Raw genomic sequence first — 17,823 nt, 5'->3', positions numbered from 1 at the left:
GGTTGCTCCTGCACTCCCAGGACCACCCTGCCCTCGAAGGACAGCGATGCCCTCCAACACAACCGCCTCCTCCGCCGAGAAGCCAGCCAGGAGGAGGGGCCGCCGCGCCCGTCTGATCGTGCTCGCCCTGGCCCTGGCGCTGGTCGCGGGTGTCGGCTGCGGTGCTTACTGGGGCGTCGACACCGTGCGTGCGTCCTTCCCGCAGACCACCGGGACGATCAGGGTGGACGGCCTGTCGGCGCCGGTGGACGTCAAGCGCGACGCGAACGGGATTCCGCAGCTCTACGCGAGCACCGACGAGGACCTGTTCCGTGCCCAGGGCTTCGTGCACGCGCAGGACCGCTTCTGGGAGATGGACGTGCGCCGCCACGTCACCGCGGGCCGGCTGTCCGAGATGTTCGGCGCGGGGCAGGTCGAGACGGACGCCTTCCTGCGCACCCTCGGCTGGCACCGGGTGGCTCAGCAGGAGTTCGACGAGAAGCTGTCGCCCGAGACCAAGAAGTACCTCCGGGCCTACGCCGACGGGGTCAACGCCTACCTGGCGGACCGCGACGGCGCCGACCTCTCGCTCGAGTACGCGGCCCTGGGGCTCATCGGCGACTACCGGCCGGAGGAGTGGACGCCGGTCGACTCGGTCGCCTGGCTGAAGGCGATGGCCTGGGACCTGCGCGGCAACATGCAGGACGAGATCGACCGCTCGCTGATGACCAGCCGGCTGACCGAGCAGCAGATCGAGCAGCTGTACCCGGCGTACCCGTACGACCTGCACCAGCCGGTCGTCACGGCCGGTGCCGTGGACGACGGTACCGGGAAGTGGGACCCGGAGGCGGAACCCTCCTCGGGCTCTTCGGGCTCCTCGGACCCGTCGGGCTCCTCGGGCTCCGGTGCGTCGTCCCAGGACGGCGGGACCGCCGGCAGCGGCGCGGACGCCGGCGCGGGCAGCGGTTCGGGCGCCGGTCAGGGTGCGCAGACGCAGCTCTCCGGCCTCTCCGACGTGCTCGACGGGATCCCGGCCCTGCTCGGCCCGAACGGCAACGGCATCGGATCCAACTCGTGGGTCGTCTCCGGCAGGTACACGACGACCGGCAAGCCCCTGCTGGCGAACGACCCGCACCTCGCGCCGCAGCTGCCGTCGCTGTGGGCCCAGATGGGCCTGCACTGCCGCGCCGTCTCGGACAAGTGCTCCTTCGACGTCGCCGGGTACACCTTCTCCGGCATGCCGGGCGTGGTCATCGGCCACAACCAGGACATCGCCTGGGGCTTCACCAACCTCGGGGCGGACGTCACCGACCTCTACCTGGAGAAGGTCTCCCAGACGGGCTGGACGTCCGGCAGCCGGATCAAGCCGTTCAAGGTCCGCGAGGAGACCATCAGGATCGCCGGCGGCGGCAGCAAGAAGATCACCGTCCGGGAGACCGACCACGGCCCGCTGATCTCCGACCGCAGCTCCGAGCTGGAGCGCGTCGGCGAGCGGGCGCCGGTGACGACCCCGGCCCCCGACCGCGGCAACGGCTTCGGTGTGGCGCTGCGCTGGACCGCGCTGGATCCTGGCAACTCCATGGACGCGGTGTTCAAGCTCAACCGGGCGAAGGACTTCGAGGGCTTCCGCGCCGCGGCGAAGGACTTCGAGGTCCCCTCGCAGAACCTGATCTACGCGGACGCCAAGGGCAACATCGGCTACCAGGCGCCCGGGAAGATCCCGGTCCGCCCCGAGGGCTTCGACGGTTCGATGCCCACCCCGGGCTGGAACCCGACCTCCGGCTGGAAGGGGTACATCCCCTTCGACGAGCTGCCGTACGAGTACAACCCCAAGCGCGGCTACATCGTCACCGCCAACCAGGCCGTCGTGGACGCCGAGAAGTACCCGTACCTGATCACCAAGGACTACGGGTACGGCTCCCGCAGCCAGCGGATACACGACCTGATCGAGTTGAAGATCAAGGACGGCGGGAAGATCTCGACCGACGACATGCGCACCATGCAGACGGACAACCAGAGCGAGATCGCCAAGCTGCTGACACCGCATCTGCTGAAGATCGACGTGTCCGACCCGTATGTGCGGGAGGCGCAGAAGCTGCTGGAGGGCTGGGACTACACCCAGGAGCCGGACTCCGGGGCCGCCGCCTACTTCAACGCCGTCTGGCGCCATGTGCTCAGGCTGGCCTTCGGCAACAAGCTGCCCAAGGAGCTGCGGGTCCGGGGCGAGTGCCTCAACGTCCGCCCGGCCGACAGCACCGGGCCGGTCGACGACCTGAACTCGCTGGTCCGCGAGTGCGGTCAGCGCGACTCGGACTCGGCCCAGCCGGACGGCGGCGACCGCTGGTACGAGGTGGTCCGCGGGCTGATCGACGTCGAGGACAGCGAGTGGTGGCAGGCGCCGAGGACCCGTAAGGACGCGGCCACGACCACCCGTGACGAGTTGTTCGCCCGGGCCATGAAGGATGCCCGCTGGGAGCTGACGGCGAAGCTCGGCAAGGACGTCGGCAGCTGGAGCTGGGGCAGGCTGCACCAGCTGACGCTGAAGAACCAGACGCTCGGCACGTCCGGCCCCGGCGTACTGCGCTGGATGCTCAACCGCGGCCCGTGGAGCCTCGGCGGCGGCGAGGCGGCGGTCAACGCGACCGGCTGGAACGCGGCCGGCGGCTACGACGTGGTCTGGGTCCCGTCGATGCGGATGGTCGTCAACGTGGGCGACTGGGACAAGTCCCGCTGGATCAACCTGACGGGCGCCTCCGGCCACGCCTACAGCAAGCACTACACCGACCAGACCGACAAGTGGGCCAAGGGCGAGCTGCTCGACTGGGCCTACACCGACAAGGCGGTCGAGGCGGCGACGGAGGACACGCTGGCGCTCAGGCCGTAGGCCGGGCCGCGAAGCGGCGGACGCCCTCCGGGGTCACCACGGCGTGTACGGGGTGGTCGTGCGGTTCCTCCGGGACCCGGGCGACCACCTCGTTCGCGTACAGCAGTACGACGAGGGCGGGCCGGGCCCCGGCCGCCTCCAGCCGGGCGAGGACCCGGTCGTACGAGCCGCCGCCCCGGCCGAGCCGCATGCCCCGCTCGTCCACCGCGAGTCCCGGCAGCAGGACCGTGTCCGCCTCCAGCACGGCCTTGTGGCCCAGCAGCCGCCCGGCCGGCTCCGTCAGGCCGCGGCGGGCCGGTACCAGCCGGTCCGGTCCCTCGTACACCGCCCACTCGAGATCGTTGTCGTCCAGCAGCACCGGCAGGAGCACCCGCACGCCCCGCGCGCGCAGCGCGTCGAGCAGCGCGCGCGTGCCGGGTTCGCGCCCCACGGAGACATAGGCGGCCACGGTGCGGGCGGTGGCCAGCTCCGGGAGCTCCAGTGCGTGGCGGGCGAGAACCAGCGAGGCCTCGCGGACGTCTTCAGGGGACAGCAGGCGTCGTGTGTCGAGCAGTTCACGTCGAACCATGCTCTTTCCGGACATCTCGGAGCCCACGGCAACCTCGCAATCCACTGTCAATATGACTGTATGGGGAGAAAGTTAACCGGAGGCTAATCTTCCTCCCATAGTCACCGGATATGGTGCCCGCATGAGCGAGTCGCACCCCAGGATCAGCAAGGCTGTCATCCCCGCCGCAGGCCTCGGCACCCGGTTCCTGCCGGCCACGAAGGCCACTCCCAAGGAGATGCTGCCCGTCGTCGACAAGCCGGCGATCCAGTACGTGGTCGAGGAGGCCGTCGGCGCCGGCCTCTCGGATGTTCTCATGGTCACCGGACGCAACAAGCGCCCCCTCGAGGACCACTTCGACCGCAACTACGAACTGGAGGAGGCGCTGTCCCGCAAGGGCGACGCCGGGCGCCTCGCCAAGGTCCAGGAGTCCAGCGACCTCGCCACCATGCACTATGTGCGCCAGGGCGACCCCAAGGGCCTCGGTCACGCCGTCCTGTGCGCCGCGCCCCACGTCGGCGAGCAGCCCTTCGCCGTGCTCCTCGGCGACGACCTGATCGACCCCCGCGACCCGCTGCTGTCCCGGATGGTCGACGTCCAGGCGCGCGAGGGCGGCAGCGTCGTCGCCCTGATGGAGGTCGAGCCGTCCCAGGTCCACCTGTACGGCTGCGCCGCCGTGCAGGCCACCGGCGAGGACGGCGTCGTCCGGGTCACCGGCCTGGTCGAGAAGCCCGACCCGGCCGAGGCGCCCAGCAACTACGCGATCATCGGCCGCTACGTCCTGGACCCGGCGGTCTTCGAGATACTCCGCAAGACCGAGCCGGGCCGCGGGGGCGAGATCCAGCTCACCGACGCCCTGCAGATGCTCGCCGCCGACGAGAGGATCGGCGGGCCCGTGCACGGCGTCGTCTTCAAGGGACGCCGTTACGACACCGGCGACCGGGGCGACTATCTGCGTGCCATTGTCAGACTCGCGTGCGAACGTGAAGACCTGGGCCCGGACTTCCGAGCCTGGCTTCGCCGTTACGTCACCGAGGAGATGTAGCACGTGAGCAGCACGGCAACACCCGGCACGGGCTCCGGCCCCGCCACCCCGGCCGGGGCCGGCCCGGCCGGGGAAGCCCCCGGCGGCCGGCAGGGCCTGTGGTCGGTGGACGACCATCTGGAGGACGTCCTCGGCGCCATCCACCCGCTGGACCCGATCGACCTGCCGCTGCCCGACGCCCAGGGCTGTGTGCTGGTCGAGGACGTCACGGTCGCCGTGGCACTGCCGCCCTTCGACAACAGCTCGATGGACGGCTACGCGGTCCGGGTCGCCGACGTCGCCGGCGCGAGCGAGGCCTTCCCCTCCGTGCTCACCGTCATCGGGGACGTCGCCGCGGGCGGTGACGCGACACGCACCGTCGGCCCCGGGCAGGCCGCCCGGATCATGACCGGCGCCCCGCTGCCGCCCGGCGCCGAGGCCGTCGTGCCCGTCGAGTGGACCGACGGCGGCACGGGCGGCGGAGCCGCCACGGCCATGCGCCCGGCCGGCGCCGCCCCCGAGGGAGCGACCGGCGAGGTGCGGGTGCACCGGCCCGTGGAGCCCCGCGCCCATGTGCGCGAGCGCGGCAGCGACGTCCGGGCGGGCGACCTCGCCCTGCCCGAGGGCACGGTCCTCGGCCCGCCGCAGATCGGCCTGCTCGCCGCGATCGGCCGCGGCACGGTGCGGGTGCGCCCGCGGCCGCGGGTCGTCGTCCTGTCCACCGGAAGCGAACTCGTCCAGCCCGGAGAGGAATTGGGCGAGGGCAGGATCTACGACTCCAACAGCTTCGCGCTCACCGCCGCCGCCCGCGATGCCGGGGCGATCGCCTACCGGGTCGGCGCGGTCACCGACGACGCCGACGAGCTGCGCGCCACCATCGAGGACCAGCTCATCCGCGCCGATCTGCTCGTCACCACCGGCGGAGTCAGCGTCGGCGCCTACGACGTGGTCAAGGAGGCGCTGTCGTCCGTGGGCGACGAGGACGAGCCGGGCAGCGGGGTCGACTTCCGCAGGCTCGCCATGCAGCCGGGCAAGCCCCAGGGCTTCGGCACCATCGGGCCCGACCACACGCCGCTGCTCGCCCTGCCGGGCAATCCCGTCTCCTCCTATGTGTCGTTCGAGCTGTTCGTCCGTCCGGCGATCCGCACCCTGATGGGCCTGAAGGACGTGCGGCGGCCCCGGGTGCGCGCGGAGCTCCGCACGGACGAGGCGCTGACCTCGCCCGAGGGGAAGCGGCAGTTCCTGCGCGGTGCCTACGATGCGGAGAAGGGAACCGTCACCCCCGTAGGCGGCAGCGGGTCGCACCTGGTCGCGGCCCTCGCCCAGGCGAACGCGCTCATCGTCGTCCCCGAGGGCACGACCACCGTCGAGCCGGGCACGGAGACGGAGGTGGTCCTGCTCGGATGAGCGCGAGGCCGTGGCGGTAGCGTGTCCCACCACACAGTGACCGGGAGCCACAGCCATGAGTGCGCAGCAAGGACTCACACATATCGACGAGGCGGGCGCGGCCCGTATGGTCGACGTCTCGGAGAAGGACGTCACCGCGCGCACCGCACGGGCGAGCGGCCGGGTCCTCGTCTCACCGCGCGTCGTCGAGCTGCTGCGGGGCGAGGGCGTCCCGAAGGGTGACGCCCTCGCCACCGCCCGGATCGCTGGAATCATGGGTGCCAAGCGCACACCGGACCTGATTCCGCTGTGCCACCCGCTGGCGGTCTCCGGGGTGAAGCTGGACCTCTCCGTGGCCGACGACGCCGTCGAGATCCTCGCCACCGTGCGGACGACCGACCGCACGGGAGTCGAGATGGAGGCCCTGACCGCGGTGTCCGTGGCCGCGCTGACGGTCGTCGACATGGTCAAGGCGGTCGACAAGGCCGCCGTGATCACCGACGTCCGGGTCGAGGAGAAGACCGGCGGGAAGTCCGGCGACTGGTCCCGTGAGGAGGCCGGGCGATGACCCCGCGGGCGGGCGAGGTCCACGGCCACGCCCCCGGCGGCCCGCCGGGCTCCGGTCCGCGGGCCGGAGAGCCGGGGCGCCCGCAGCGCCGGGCGCTCGTCGTGACCGCGTCCAACCGGGCCTCGGCGGGCGTGTACGAGGACCGCGGCGGCCCCCTGCTCGCCGAGGGGCTCGCGCAGCTGGGCTTCCAGGTCGACGGCCCCCGTGTGGTCCCCGACGGGGACCCGGTCGAGGCGGCGCTGCGCGACGGCGTGGCAGCGGCGTACGACGTCATCCTCACCACCGGCGGCACCGGGATCTCGCCCACCGACCGCACCCCGGACGCCACCGCCCGGGTCCTCGACTACGAGATCCCCGGCATTCCCGAGGCGATCCGCGCCCACGGTCTCGCCAAGGTGCCCACCGCGGCGCTGTCCCGGGGCCTCGCCGGGGTCGCCGAGCGCACCCTGATCGTCAATCTCCCCGGCTCCTCGGGCGGCGTGCGCGACGGGCTGGCCGTGCTGTCCCGGATGCTGCCGCACGCCGTGGATCAGCTGCACGGCGGCGACCACCCGCGGCCCGCCGAGCCCGCCGGGCCGTCGGGTTCCGCAGGGAGCTCCCGCTGAGCACCCACTCCTGGCCCGTGGTCCTGGCGGACGGAGATGTCACCCTCCGCCCGATAAAGCTGCGTGACCAGCGGGCATGGCGCGAGGTGAACCGGCGCAACAGGGACTGGCTGCGCCCCTGGGAGGCGACCATCCCGCCGCCGGCCCCCGGCGGCCCGGTCGCGCAGCGCCCCACGTACCGGCAGATGGTGCGCCATCTGCGGGCCGAGGCGCACGCCGGGCGGATGCTGCCGTTCGTGGTCGAGTACCGGGGCAGCCTCGTCGGCCAGCTCACCGTCGCGGGTATCACCTGGGGCTCCATGTGCTCGGGCCACGTCGGCTACTGGGTCGACCGCGAGGTCGCCGGCCGCGGGGTGATGCCCACGGCTGTGGCGCTGGCCGTCGACCACTGCTTCCAGAACGTCGGCCTGCACCGCGTGGAAGTCTGCATTCGCCCGGAGAACGGGCCGAGCCGCAGGGTCGTGGAGAAACTCGGATTCCGCGAGGAGGGACTTCGCCCGCGCTATCTCCACATCGACGGCGCCTGGCGTGACCATCTGGTGTTCGCGCTCACGGCGGAGGAGGTCCCCGGAGGACTTCTGCGCCGCTGGCACCATGCGCGAGCGGCCCGACACGAGAAATGAAATAACTGTTCGAATTCTGTCGCCACTCGGTCGCCCGGTGATCTGAAGAATCACAAAAAAAGTCAGTGGGATCAGCCAGATCGTGCGACACACCGTGCCGATTGGCCGATGCCCTCGTGCGAATCCCTCTACGGTGTGATGCGTGAGCAGCAGCGGCCTCATCTACGCAGTCATCGTCGGGGCCTGGGCCGCCTACTTGGTGCCGATGTGGCTCCGCAGGCAGGACGAGCTCAACGAAGCCCGTCCGACCGAACGCTTCAGCACCGCCATCCGGCTGCTGTCCGGACGGGCGGGAATGGAGCGCCGGTACGCCAAGGAGCTGCGCGAACGCACCACCGAGGACGACCCCGCCACCGACACCGACCCGGCATCGGAGACGGAATCCGAGAGAGACTGGCAGAGTTCCGTCGACGTCCGGGAGTTCGCCGCGCCCCCGGCCAGGACCGAGGCGCGGGTGGCCATGCCGCCCGCCCCGGCCCGGGCGCGCAGGGAGCGCGCACACCAGCCGAACGGCGCCGCGGCCTCGGAACGCGCCCGGCGCTCCAAGGTGCTCGCCCGCCGTCGGCGCACCACCGTGCTCCTCTTCCTGGCCTTCACCCTCGGCGCGATCATCGCGGCCGTCGGCGGACTCGGCTTCCTCTGGGCGCCCGCGGTCCCCGCCGTCCTCCTCAGCGTCTACATCGCCTATCTGCGGACCCAGGAGCGGCGCCGCTTCGTGTACGTGATGGATCGGCGCCACGCCGAGGCGGCCGCGCAGCGGCTGCGCGAGACCCGCTCGCGACGCCGCCCGGCCGTCGCCGGGGACCCGGACGAGGCGGCCCCGGCACGGCCCGAGCCCGAGCCGGTACCCGCGGTCTCGCCGCAGGAGGCGGGCCGCCGCGCCCTGGTCGAGCAGACCGACCACGCGGAGTGGGTGGACCAGCAGCGCGACCCGGGTCCCGGGCGCGGCGACAGCTGGGACCCGGTCCCGGTGCCGCTGCCCACCTACGTCACCGCACCGGTCGCCCCGCGCGCCACGAGCGGCATCGACGTCACCGACCCGGAGACCTGGAGCTCGGCCCGCTCCTCCACGGCCGATCCGGCCGCACCCTCCGCCCCGCAGCCTCCGCGCCAGCGCACCACCCCTCCGCGCCGCACCCGCGAACACGGCCGCACGCCGCTCTTCGACCAGTACGCGGACGAGGACCGGCCCCGCGCCGCCAACGAGTAACGAGCAATGGGCAACGAGTGAGACCGCCGGGCCGGGCGGGCATCCGTGCCTTCGGAAGCCTGCCCGGCCCGACCAGCGAGGAACGGATTTCCAAGCACCCCGATCGGGGTGCTAAGGTTTCACCCGTTGCAAGGGCCTGTGGCGCAGTCCGGTAGCGCACCTCGTTCGCATCGAGGGGGTCAGGGGTTCAAATCCCCTCAGGTCCACAACAGGTCAGAGCCCCTGTCGGAGAGATCCGGCAGGGGCTCTTTCGTGCGGTACAGCAGCGAAGTACAGCAACTACTTCCGAACCGGCCCGTCCAGCGGCCGACCGAGCTTCCGCAGAGCCTTGCGCTTGCCTCGGACGGAATGTGTGTGGAAATCTCCAGGCCCACCGCGATCCGGCTGTGCCGGAGAATCCGCATCGCCATGCGGGGGCGTACATCGGGGGCCGCCGGCAGCGAGCCGGGGCACTCGAGCAGGGCCACGCGCGTCACCAGCGACAGCGCCGGGCCCTGGTGAGCCGGGCAACCGCTCGGATCAGTCGGCGGTCGGCTCCAGGTAGTACTCGCAGGTTTCGAGGTCGAAGGTGAGTCCGGTGAGCGGTGCGAGCGTGGCGGCCTGCTCCTCCGTCAACCGGTAGGTGTCACCGAGGTGGTCGGGGTGCGTGATGGGGAATACCTCTGCCAGGGTCCGCTCGCCGAGGTGGGTCACGTCCCACCGGTCATCGGTGAAGTCTCCGTCCCTGCGGTACTGGGCGATCCTGTAGATCACTTCTCCACCTTTCGTGTCGGGAACACCACTTCGGTGCTGGTGCTGGTGCTGGTGCCGGTGCCGTCGCGGTCGGGTTCTCCACGCTGCACCCCGGAACGCCGTGTGGCGTTCGTCGAGAGGCGCGAGACCGGCGATCTCTCCCGGTTGCTCGTCGATCCGGCCGCCTGAGATCAGCACCGTTGGGGTATCCGTCGGGCGCGGCCCCTGCGCGAGCTCGTCGAGCAGGACGTGGCGTTCGTTCACGACTGCCTCCCGTGGGACCGGCGCCGCGCCGCAGCGGTGAGCAGGATTCCGAGCAGCACTGCCAGGTCGGCCGCTCCTTCGGCGTCGTCGGCCCAGCGGGTGGTCTGAAGCGGGTGAACCTGGTCGAGGACGACGCCTTCCCGTGCCAGGACGAACGCCAGCGCCAGGACGGCCGCGCGGCCGTTGGCGTCCTCGAACGGATGGAAGAACAGGGAGTCGAGGTAGATCCGGGCGGCGAGTGAGGGGAGGGGCAGACCCGGTTGAGCGCTCTCGGACAGGCAGCGCTCGAATCGCGCCCGCGTGTCGGGTGCGAGGCCGTAGCGCTCCCGTCCGCTCTTCGCGAAAGCCGGCATCGTGCGGAAACCGGCAAGGCCGTGGCCCAGCACGGTCCGCTGCCACTTCGCCATGAGGGCGAACGTCAGCGGCCTGCCCTGCTCGGCGTCGGCGAAGGCCAGGTCGAGGGCGGTCAGAACGCGCGCGGTGCCCTCGCCGTCCCGTCCGTCTCGCGTTGCCACGAAGAAGTCGCGGAAGCCGTCGCGGGCTGGTGCTTCGGAGGTGAGGCAGGTGCCTCGCCAGGATGGCCAGGAGATCTTCGTCCGGATGCGCAACCAGTCGGCGAGGCTGTCCTTCGGCCGGCCGGGCTCCGGGGTCATTCGATGCCGCCCACGCCTCCGGCGAACCGCGAGCTCACTGCGTCGACCACCGGAACATCAGGTGCGATCCAACTGCCGAACCGGCCGCCGACCGCGTTCCTGACGATGTCCTGGGCCTGGCCCTCGTCAATGCCGTTGCAGGCGAGGAACCATCGGAGGACTTGCTCGCAGTGCCCGTACCAGCCGCTTTCGGCCTGGGTGCGGTCGGCCACGGTGGTGACCAGGCGGGTGCATGCTCGCTCCCAGTACCAGTGGTCCGCCGAAGGTGCCGGGGTGCTCCTCGGCGGGGACAGGTCCGCGAATCGCTCCGCCAGATCCTCCAGCCAGCCACGCCATTCCAGAAGGGAGTCGACAACCAGCGGGGCGGTCGCCTCAGGGGTCGTCACGGAGTCGGATGAACAGCACCACACCTCGACGACGCCTCCGTCGACGTCGCCCTCGCCGACCGACCAGTTCCATCCGCAGGCCCATCGGCCGTACCGGCCCGCCAGGAACTCGGTGACGGGAGCCAGTGAACGCAAGCGATCCTCGCGAGCGGCGTCAGCGTGGGGCAGCAAGGACGCGACAGCGCTCGCCAACTCCTCGGCCGCATCGGCGCCGAGCTCGAACGGATGTCGAGCCGGATCCACGTCTGCCCACGTCAGGGTATGTGCCCACAGTTCACTCACCGTCCCACTCTGCCGTGCGTGGCCGCCCTGGCTCCACCCCTTATCGAGCGGCCGTACCACCAGCGGGAGGCGATCCTCATCGGCTTCTGACCCGTCTGGGCGGGGCTGCTCGGGAACGCCCCGCAGGCGACGGGGCGTTCCCGAGTTCGCTCGGGTTCGGTGCCGCGAAGGCGAAGGCTGCTCAGGAAGGACCCTGTCTCCATGCCGGTGGCGTGTTTGCGAGGATGTCGGTGCTGGCGGCGGTTGCCGGCGGAGCTCCGGACCTGATCACCGATAAGGAACGCATCATGCCCCACCGCATCCGCCCAGTGCCGTTCGACGTGGAGTCGCTGATACCGGAACTCGCCGGTCTCGGGCGGGAGACGACCCTGCTGTATCCGCGAAGTGGAGAACCCGGCGTACACGCCAGCTCCATCGGCGGTCCCCTGCTGTGGCCGGCCGATGAACCGTGGCCGCTGTGTGCCGAGCCAGGGCACTGGAGGCCGCTGAGGACTCCCACCGAGGTGGTCGGACCCGAGCCGGTGGCGATGGTGCCGGTCGTGCAGCTCTATGCACGGGATGTGCCTGAGCTGCCGTTCCCGTGGGCCATGGACGTGCTGCAGGTCGTGTGGTGCCCCTTGATCCACGATGACGAGGTCGGGTCTGCGCTGCCGAAGGTGTACTGGCGCAACGAGCAGACGGTCGCGGCGGGGCGGGTGTTGCCGGAGCCGCCGGTGCCGTACGAGTGCGACGAGGACTTCATGCCCCGGCCCTGCACGGTGACGCCGACACGGGTGGTGGAGTTCCCCCACGGGGACCTTCCGGTAGACCTCGCCCAGGCCTTGAGTCAACGGTTCGATGAGATCGAGGAGGCGCTCGGGTTCTCCTACTACGAGATGGCCACCACCGTCCAGAGCAAGGTCGGAGGCTATCCGGGTTGGCTTCAGGAGCCCGACTGGCCCGACTGCCGCTGCGGCCGGCGCATGGACCACCTTCTCAGCATCACCGCCACGGAGCCGGTCGAAGGGTGCTGGTCGCCGCTCGACGAGCAGGAACCCGGGAGTTCGGACCCCGGCCCGGGTACCACGACCGACCCCACGGTGGTCGACGCCATCGGCCACGGGATGGACATGGGCGACCTCGGCGGCATGTACCTGTTCGTCTGCTCAGCGTGCCCGGACATGCCGTACGCGCACCGCTACGACTGCTGATCGGCCCGTCAACCCGGGAAGCCACCCGTGGGCGGAGGGGAAGCGACCGCCAACGGCTCGGCACACGCATCGGCCGGGTCCGCCTGGGGCAGCCCGCAACGGGGACGCTCCGGAGACGGCTCCGGACCGTTCATACGGAACGTCGAACCGGTCCGCGCGACGGTCGGGCTGTCACTGGCCGAACTCGTTGAAGGCGGCTTCGAGGTCGGCGGCGAGGCTCTGGGCGTCGCGGCCTTCGATGCGGTGGCGGGGGATGAAGTGGACGAGTTCGCCGTCCTTGAAGAGGGCGAAGGAGGGGTGGGACGGGGGGATGTCCGCGAAGTAGGAGCGCAGCTGGGCGGTGGCCTCGATGTCCTGCTCGTCGAAGACGGTGAGCAGCCGGTCGGGACGCTTGGCGTCGCCTGAGAGGGCGAGCCGGGCACCAGGCCGGGCCATGACGGCCGCGCAGCCGGTGACGGAGTTGATGGCCACCAGGGTCATGCCGGTGCGGGCGTCCTTCATGGCACGGTCTACGTCGTCGGCGGACAGCAGCTCGACGAAGCCGATGCTGGTCAGCTCTTCCCGCATGGGCTTGACCAGTAGTGGAGGGTACGGCATGACGAATCCTCACCGAGAACTACGGATGGGTCACTCAGGGTACTGACGCGTGCGTCGCTAGTGCGTCATTTCCGGCATCCCGCCTGGTCGGGGAGTGCACCGCGGCCGGGCCGGACCTCCTGGATCGGGCCTGGCGGAGGGCTCGGCCCGAGGGGCGCCGGCCGGTATCGTCGGCCGGCCGTGGCGCACCGGCCCACCACCCTCCCGAGCGCGGCACCCTCCCGCCACCCGCGCCCGAGCCGTGGCCAGCCGTGGCCAGTAGGGTCGCCGGGTGACGACGAAGACGGACACGGCAGGCGCGACGGAGACGACGGGCAGGGCAGGCACGGCAGGCGATCGGCTGCTGTACGGCTGCATGGGGCTCGGTGGGACGTGGGATACCGCGCCGTACGGCCCCGGGGACATAGCCGCCGCGGAGGCGGCGGTCGAGGCGGCGCTGGAGAACGGCGTCACCAGGTTCGACCACGCCGACATCTACCGGCACGGCAAGGCGGAGGCCGTCTTCGGCGAGGTCCTGGCCCGTGCTCCGGGGTTGCGGGAGCGGATCGTGCTGCAGACCAAGTGCGGTATCCGTCTCGCGGACGGGGAGCGCCCGGGGATCTACGACCTGCGCGGGCGGACCGTCGTGCGGCGGGTCGAGGAGAGTCTGGCGCGGCTGCGTACCGATGTGATCGATGTGCTGCTGCTGCACCGGCCGGACCCGCTGGCCGATCCCGACGACATCGCCGAGGCCCTGAGCTCGCTGCACCGGCAGGGTCTGGTGCGGCGGTTCGGGGTGTCCAACATGGGGGCGGCGCAGATCGCCGCGCTGCGGGCCCGGCTGGACGTGCCGCTCGTCGCGAACCAGCTGGAGATGAGCCTGCAGCGGCGCGACTGGCTTGAGGCCGGGGTGGTCGTGAACACCCCCGCGGCCGCCAAGAACGGCTTCCCCTTCGGCACCCTCGAGTACTGCCGGGACAACGGCATCGAGCTCCAGGCCTGGGGCGCACTGGCGCAGGGCCGGTTCACCGGACGGCAGGAGACGCCGGAGGAGCAGGCCGCGGCGCGGCTGGTCGCCTCCCTCGCCGAGCGGAAGGGCGTGCCGCCGGAGACGGTGCTGCTGTGGTGGCTGCAGCGCCATCCGGCGCGGATCTCCCCGGTGATCGGCACCGCCAGCCCCGAGCGCATCCGCGCCTGCGGGCAGGCCGCGCGGCGGGAGCCGGACCTGGACCACGAGGAGTGGTACGCGCTCTGGCTCGCGGCCCGTGGCGTGCCGCTTCCCTGAGCGGCTCCACCGCGTTCGCGTACTCGCCGCACTCATGTACCCGTCGGGGCCTGGGTGTTCGGCGGCCGGCGGGGGACGGGCCCCGCCGGCGCCTGGGGTCAGGAGGTCTGGGCCCTGTCGTACAGCGCCTTCGCCTCATTGCCGAAGTACGGGCCGAACATCCGGTTCGGCAGGAAGATGTAGCCGAAGCTGTTCACCGAGACCTGCAGGCCCGTGCCCGCCGTCTCGTTGAAGCCGGTGAACCAGGGGCCGCCGCTGGAGCCGCCGGTCATGTTGCAGCCCAGGCTGTGGTCCTGGGTGAACAGCCAGTCCTTGGAGCTGTTTCCGCTGCAGTAGATCAGCTTCGTGCCGTCGTACGGGGACGCGGCCGGGAAACCGAAGGCGTACATCTGCTTGTTGTAGCCGCCGTTGAACTGGATGCCCTGGGCGCCGGTGACCGCGGTCAGCTTCTGGCCGTTCAGCGGGGCGAGCACGGCCGCGCCGATGTCGTGGTTGATGTCCTCGGTCGCCTGCCACTGCGGGGTGGTCAGCGTCTTGGTGGCGCTCCACTGGCCGTACGGGGCCTGGCCGTTGTCGTACGCGGGCACGAAGACGACGTTGGTGTGCCAGCTGCCCTGGTACTTGACGCAGTGTCCGGCCGTCATGACGGTGCTGCCGTTCTGGCTGGTCACGGCGTTCGCCGAACAGGACGAGTTGCGGCCCTGGAAGGTGAAGAAGAGCCGGCCGGAGGTCTTCACGACCGCGCCGCCGCCGGTCCACGGGCCGCCCGCCTGGGGGAAGGCGGTCGGGGCCACGGTCGTCGTCACGGCCCCGGGCTTGGGGGCCTTGAGGGTCTTGAGCGCGTCCGGGCCGAGGTGGAGGTCGAGCGGGGCCGCGGCGCGCATCCGCTCCGCGGTCCAGAAGGCGCGGGCCTTCTGCTGCTCCGCGGCCGTGGCGTGGTGGGCCGCGGCGCTGGGGGCGGGGGAGGGGGCCGGTGCGGCGGCGTGGGCGGTGGTGGTGGCCGTCAGGCCGCCCGTGAGCAGAGCGCCGACTGATAACAGGATCGCTGCGGCTGTGCGATGGCGTCTCACGCATGTCTCCTTCTGCCGGGGCAGGTGGGGGATGAGAACGGTGCGGATCGACGTTCGTGAGGCAGGTTGCCACGCCTGGCCGAACTTGTCAGGAGCGCGTCAGGACTGGAGTGCTCGAGGGGGCTGCCGGGGCCGTTGAGGCAGACGGGACCGCGGAGGTGGGTGGAACCGCGGAGGTGGGTGGAACCGCGGGAGCCGTCAGGGGCGGCGGAGCCGTCGGCGCCGAGGGAGGGCGCCGGCCGGGCGGGACTCTCCCCGCTCGCGGGGTCGAGGGAAGCGTCGGGGCGCCGGGCTCAGCGGGCGCCGGGCTCAGCGCCGGGTGAGCGGCTTGGCGAAGCAGCGGCTGGTCTCGTAGTGGCGGTAGTGGCCGAACTTGGCGCACGGCTCGTAGCCGCTGGAGGTGTACAGCGCGATGGCCTCGGGCTGGGCGGTGCCGGTCTCCAGGACCATGCGGGTGCGGCCGGCCGCGCGGGCGTCCTCCTCCAGTGCCGCCAGCACGCGCCGCGCCAGGCCCAGACCGCGCGCCTCGGGGACGACGTACATCCGCTTCAGTTCGGCGTCGCCGTTCGCGTACCCCTCGGCGTTCTCGTCCTGGGTGCGCCAGCCGCCGGTGGCCACCGGGCGGCCCAGCCCGTCGTAGGCCAGCAGGTAGAGTCCGCGCGGCGGGACGAACATCGAGGGGTCCAGGGGTGTGACATCGCCCTCGTCGCCGTAGCGCGCGGCGTACTCCAGCTGCACCTGGTCGTTGAGTTTGACGGCGTCGGGGTGGTCGAAGCGCATGGGCTGGATGTTCATGCGACATATCGTACATCTATGCACGGTCGGCCTTCCGGCTATTGTTCCGGGGTGCTCACTGTGACCAGCGTGAATGTGAACGGGCTGCGGGCCGCCGCCAGGAAGGGCTTCGTCGAGTGGCTGGCGGGGACCTCCGCCGACGTGGTGTGCCTTCAGGAGGTACGGGCCGAGGCCCACCAGCTCCCCGACGAGGTGCGCAGCCCCGACGGCTGGCACGCGGTGCACGTCCCGGCCGCCGCCAAGGGCCGCGCCGGCGTCTCCGTCCTCACCCGGCGCGAGCCGGACGCGGTGCGCACCGGGTTCGGCAGTGAGGAGTTCGACGGCGCCGGACGCTATGTCGAGGTCGACCTGCCCGCTGTCACGGTCGCCAGCCTCTACCTCCCCTCGGGCGACGTGGGCACCGAGCGCCAGGACGAGAAGTACCGCTTCATGGACGCGTTCCTGCCGTATCTGCGGGATCTGCGGGAACGCGCGGCGGCCGACGGCCGTGACGTGCTGGTGTGCGGTGACTGGAACATCGCCCACCAGGAGGCCGACCTGAGGAACTGGCGCGGCAACAGGAAGAACTCCGGCTTCCTGCCCGAGGAGCGGGAGTGGCTCGGCCGGGTGTACGGCGACGGCGAGACCGGCGCCGGGTACGTGGACGTCGTCCGCGCCATGCACCCCGGGCAGGAGGGCCCGTACTCCTGGTGGTCCTACCGGGGCCGCGCCTTCGACAACGACACGGGGTGGCGCATCGACCTGCTGGTGGCGACCCCGCGCCTCGCGGAGCGGTGCGTGAAGGCGTACGTGGAGCGGGCCGCTAGCCACGCGGAGCGGTGGAGCGACCACGCGCCGGTGACGGCGGTCTTCGAGTCGTAGCCCCGGGCCGGGCCCCAGGCGGCGCGCCGGGCCGCGCGCCGGGCCCGTTCCGGGCCTCCGCGCCTGATGTCCGGGCCGGGCCCGTTCCGGGCCTCCGCGCCTGACGTCCCGGCCGGGCCGCACGCCGGACCTCCGCGCACCGCCACCGTGCAGGGGCCGACCGGCGCGTGGCGGTCGGGCCGGGCCCTGCCGGTCGGTCCGAAGCCTGTCGGCCGGGCCGGGTCCCACCGGTCACGACCCGCGCAGGCGGCGGTCCATCGCCATCGAGAGCTCCGCGTCCACCACGCTCTTCGCCAGCGGGCGCAGCCGCTCCAGGTCCCCCTCGGCCGCGTGGGAGCGCAGCAGTTCGACGAAGAGGGACGCCAGCGCCTCGGCGTGGCCGCGCACCTCGCGGCCCGCCGCGAGGACCGCCGACAGCGGGACGCCCTCCTTCACCAGTGCGGACGAGACGTCGAGCAGCCGGCGGCTGATGTGGACGATCTCGTCTCCGTCGGTCGCCAGATAGCCGAGGTCGAGCGCCGCCGTGAGGTTCTCCGCGGTGGCGTCGCCCTCGAAGTAGTCGGCCAGGTCCTCGGGGGTGAGCCGGGCCGGGGTCTCCTCGGTGGGCTCGCCGAGGCCCAGCACCTCGCCGACGTCGCGGCCGCTGTCGAACGCGGACGCCAGATCGGCGATGCCGCTGAGGGTGTGGCCGCGCTCCAGCAGGGCCGCGATGGTCCGCAGCCGGGCCAGGTGGTGGTCGTCGTACCAGGCGATCCGGCCCTCCCTGCGAGGCGGGGGGATGAGTCCCCGCTCGCGGTAGAAGCGCAGGGTGCGCACCGTGATTCCGGCCTGCTCGGCCAGCTCCTCCATGCGGTACTCGCGGGTCTCGCGGGTCTCGCGATCCGTGCGCAGCTCGTCCGTCAC

The 17,823-nt window shown here is 71.8% G+C and carries 19 protein-coding genes and 1 tRNA gene; 12 read left to right on the top strand and 8 right to left on the bottom strand.

The window, feature by feature from the left end:
• Nucleotides 1-46 precede the first annotated feature (46 nt).
• Entirely contained in the window at nt 47-2,863 is a 2,817-nt protein-coding gene (locus DDW44_RS12435) for a penicillin acylase family protein (RefSeq protein ID WP_108906451.1), read from the top strand.
• On the opposite strand, the gene DDW44_RS12430 is transcribed toward DDW44_RS12435, so the two are convergent.
• Complete coding sequence (locus tag DDW44_RS12430) at nt 2,853-3,431, bottom strand: 5-formyltetrahydrofolate cyclo-ligase (protein WP_240800522.1); 579 nt, start codon at nt 3,429-3,431, stop codon at nt 2,853-2,855. The genes DDW44_RS12435 and DDW44_RS12430 overlap by 11 nt on opposite strands.
• Nucleotides 3,432-3,552: 121 nt before the next feature.
• On the opposite strand from DDW44_RS12430, the gene galU reads away from it, so the two are divergent.
• The 7 genes from galU (at nt 3,553) to DDW44_RS12395 (ending at nt 9,032) form a co-directional block, all read left to right on the top strand.
• A complete protein-coding gene (gene galU, locus DDW44_RS12425) occupies nt 3,553-4,455 on the top strand; it encodes a UTP--glucose-1-phosphate uridylyltransferase GalU (RefSeq protein WP_018889750.1) in 903 nt (300 codons plus the stop codon).
• A gap of 96 nt (nt 4,456-4,551) precedes the next feature.
• Entirely contained in the window at nt 4,552-5,841 is a 1,290-nt protein-coding gene (gene glp, locus DDW44_RS12420; RefSeq protein WP_208648041.1) for a molybdotransferase-like divisome protein Glp, read from the top strand.
• Nucleotides 5,842-5,896: 55 nt separating this feature from the next.
• Nucleotides 5,897-6,388, top strand: coding sequence for a cyclic pyranopterin monophosphate synthase MoaC (moaC, locus tag DDW44_RS12415; RefSeq protein ID WP_026164927.1), 492 nt, complete (start codon nt 5,897-5,899; stop codon nt 6,386-6,388).
• Nucleotides 6,385-6,993, top strand: coding sequence for a MogA/MoaB family molybdenum cofactor biosynthesis protein (locus DDW44_RS12410; protein ID WP_108906448.1), 609 nt, complete (start codon nt 6,385-6,387; stop codon nt 6,991-6,993). The genes moaC and DDW44_RS12410 overlap by 4 nt, the downstream gene beginning before the upstream one ends.
• A 17-nt stretch (nt 6,994-7,010) precedes the next feature.
• Entirely contained in the window at nt 7,011-7,616 is a 606-nt protein-coding gene (locus DDW44_RS12405) for a GNAT family N-acetyltransferase (protein ID WP_018889753.1), read from the top strand.
• Nucleotides 7,617-7,758: 142 nt separating this feature from the next.
• Nucleotides 7,759-8,826 carry a divisome protein SepX/GlpR gene (gene sepX, locus DDW44_RS12400; protein ID WP_108906447.1) on the top strand — a complete coding sequence of 356 codons (1,068 nt, stop codon included), beginning with the start codon at nt 7,759-7,761 and terminating at the stop codon, nt 8,824-8,826.
• A gap of 132 nt (nt 8,827-8,958) precedes the next feature.
• Nucleotides 8,959-9,032 (top strand) — tRNA-Ala (locus tag DDW44_RS12395).
• Between the two features lie 313 nt (nt 9,033-9,345).
• Here DDW44_RS12395 and DDW44_RS32035 read toward each other — a convergent pair.
• Complete coding sequence (locus tag DDW44_RS32035) at nt 9,346-9,579, bottom strand: DUF7683 domain-containing protein (RefSeq protein WP_166802780.1); 234 nt, start codon at nt 9,577-9,579, stop codon at nt 9,346-9,348.
• Nucleotides 9,580-9,612: 33 nt separating this feature from the next.
• On the opposite strand from DDW44_RS32035, the gene DDW44_RS33180 reads away from it, so the two are divergent.
• A complete protein-coding gene (locus DDW44_RS33180) occupies nt 9,613-9,747 on the top strand; it encodes a hypothetical protein (RefSeq protein WP_279634804.1) in 135 nt (44 codons plus the stop codon).
• 71 nt (nt 9,748-9,818) lie between these two features.
• On the opposite strand, the gene DDW44_RS12385 is transcribed toward DDW44_RS33180, so the two are convergent.
• Together DDW44_RS12385 and DDW44_RS12380 are read right to left on the bottom strand one after the other, a co-directional pair.
• Nucleotides 9,819-10,475, bottom strand: coding sequence for a Fic family protein (locus DDW44_RS12385; protein ID WP_244224012.1), 657 nt, complete (start codon nt 10,473-10,475; stop codon nt 9,819-9,821).
• On the bottom strand, nt 10,472-10,996 hold the full coding sequence (locus tag DDW44_RS12380) for a hypothetical protein (RefSeq protein WP_244224011.1): 525 nt from the start codon (nt 10,994-10,996) through the stop codon (nt 10,472-10,474). The genes DDW44_RS12385 and DDW44_RS12380 overlap by 4 nt, the downstream gene beginning before the upstream one ends.
• Nucleotides 10,997-11,430: 434 nt before the next feature.
• Between DDW44_RS12380 and DDW44_RS12370 the strand changes: the two genes are divergently transcribed.
• Nucleotides 11,431-12,333 (top strand): hypothetical protein, encoded by a 903-nt coding sequence (locus tag DDW44_RS12370; protein ID WP_244224010.1) that lies wholly within the window; start codon nt 11,431-11,433, stop codon nt 12,331-12,333.
• Nucleotides 12,334-12,504: 171 nt separating this feature from the next.
• On the opposite strand, the gene DDW44_RS12365 is transcribed toward DDW44_RS12370, so the two are convergent.
• Nucleotides 12,505-12,930 carry a BrxA/BrxB family bacilliredoxin gene (locus tag DDW44_RS12365; RefSeq protein WP_108906446.1) on the bottom strand — a complete coding sequence of 142 codons (426 nt, stop codon included), beginning with the start codon at nt 12,928-12,930 and terminating at the stop codon, nt 12,505-12,507.
• Between the two features lie 355 nt (nt 12,931-13,285).
• Here DDW44_RS12365 and DDW44_RS12360 point away from each other — a divergent pair, with 355 nt between their 5' ends.
• The gene (locus DDW44_RS12360; protein ID WP_108908812.1) at nt 13,286-14,194 is read left to right on the top strand and encodes an aldo/keto reductase; all 909 of its coding nucleotides are present in this window, start codon (nt 13,286-13,288) and stop codon (nt 14,192-14,194) included.
• A gap of 98 nt (nt 14,195-14,292) precedes the next feature.
• Here DDW44_RS12360 and DDW44_RS12355 read toward each other — a convergent pair whose 3' ends face one another.
• Nucleotides 14,293-15,264, bottom strand: a complete 972-nt coding sequence (locus DDW44_RS12355) for a trypsin-like serine peptidase (protein WP_108906445.1) — start codon at nt 15,262-15,264, stop codon at nt 14,293-14,295.
• Nucleotides 15,265-15,573: 309 nt separating this feature from the next.
• On the bottom strand, nt 15,574-16,059 hold the full coding sequence (locus tag DDW44_RS12350) for a GNAT family N-acetyltransferase (RefSeq protein WP_017945713.1): 486 nt from the start codon (nt 16,057-16,059) through the stop codon (nt 15,574-15,576).
• A gap of 51 nt (nt 16,060-16,110) precedes the next feature.
• Here DDW44_RS12350 and DDW44_RS12345 point away from each other — a divergent pair, with 51 nt between their 5' ends.
• Nucleotides 16,111-16,920, top strand: coding sequence for an exodeoxyribonuclease III (locus DDW44_RS12345; protein WP_063830094.1), 810 nt, complete (start codon nt 16,111-16,113; stop codon nt 16,918-16,920).
• A gap of 231 nt (nt 16,921-17,151) precedes the next feature.
• On the opposite strand, the gene DDW44_RS12340 is transcribed toward DDW44_RS12345, so the two are convergent.
• Nucleotides 17,152-17,769 (bottom strand): MerR family transcriptional regulator, encoded by a 618-nt coding sequence (locus tag DDW44_RS12340; RefSeq protein ID WP_108908811.1) that lies wholly within the window; start codon nt 17,767-17,769, stop codon nt 17,152-17,154.
• Nucleotides 17,770-17,823: the final 54 nt, after the last annotated feature.

This window comes from Streptomyces tirandamycinicus, from assembly GCF_003097515.1.
GTDB lineage: Bacteria > Actinomycetota > Actinomycetes > Streptomycetales > Streptomycetaceae > Streptomyces > Streptomyces tirandamycinicus.
This window is presented reverse-complemented; position numbering and strand designations above follow the sequence as displayed.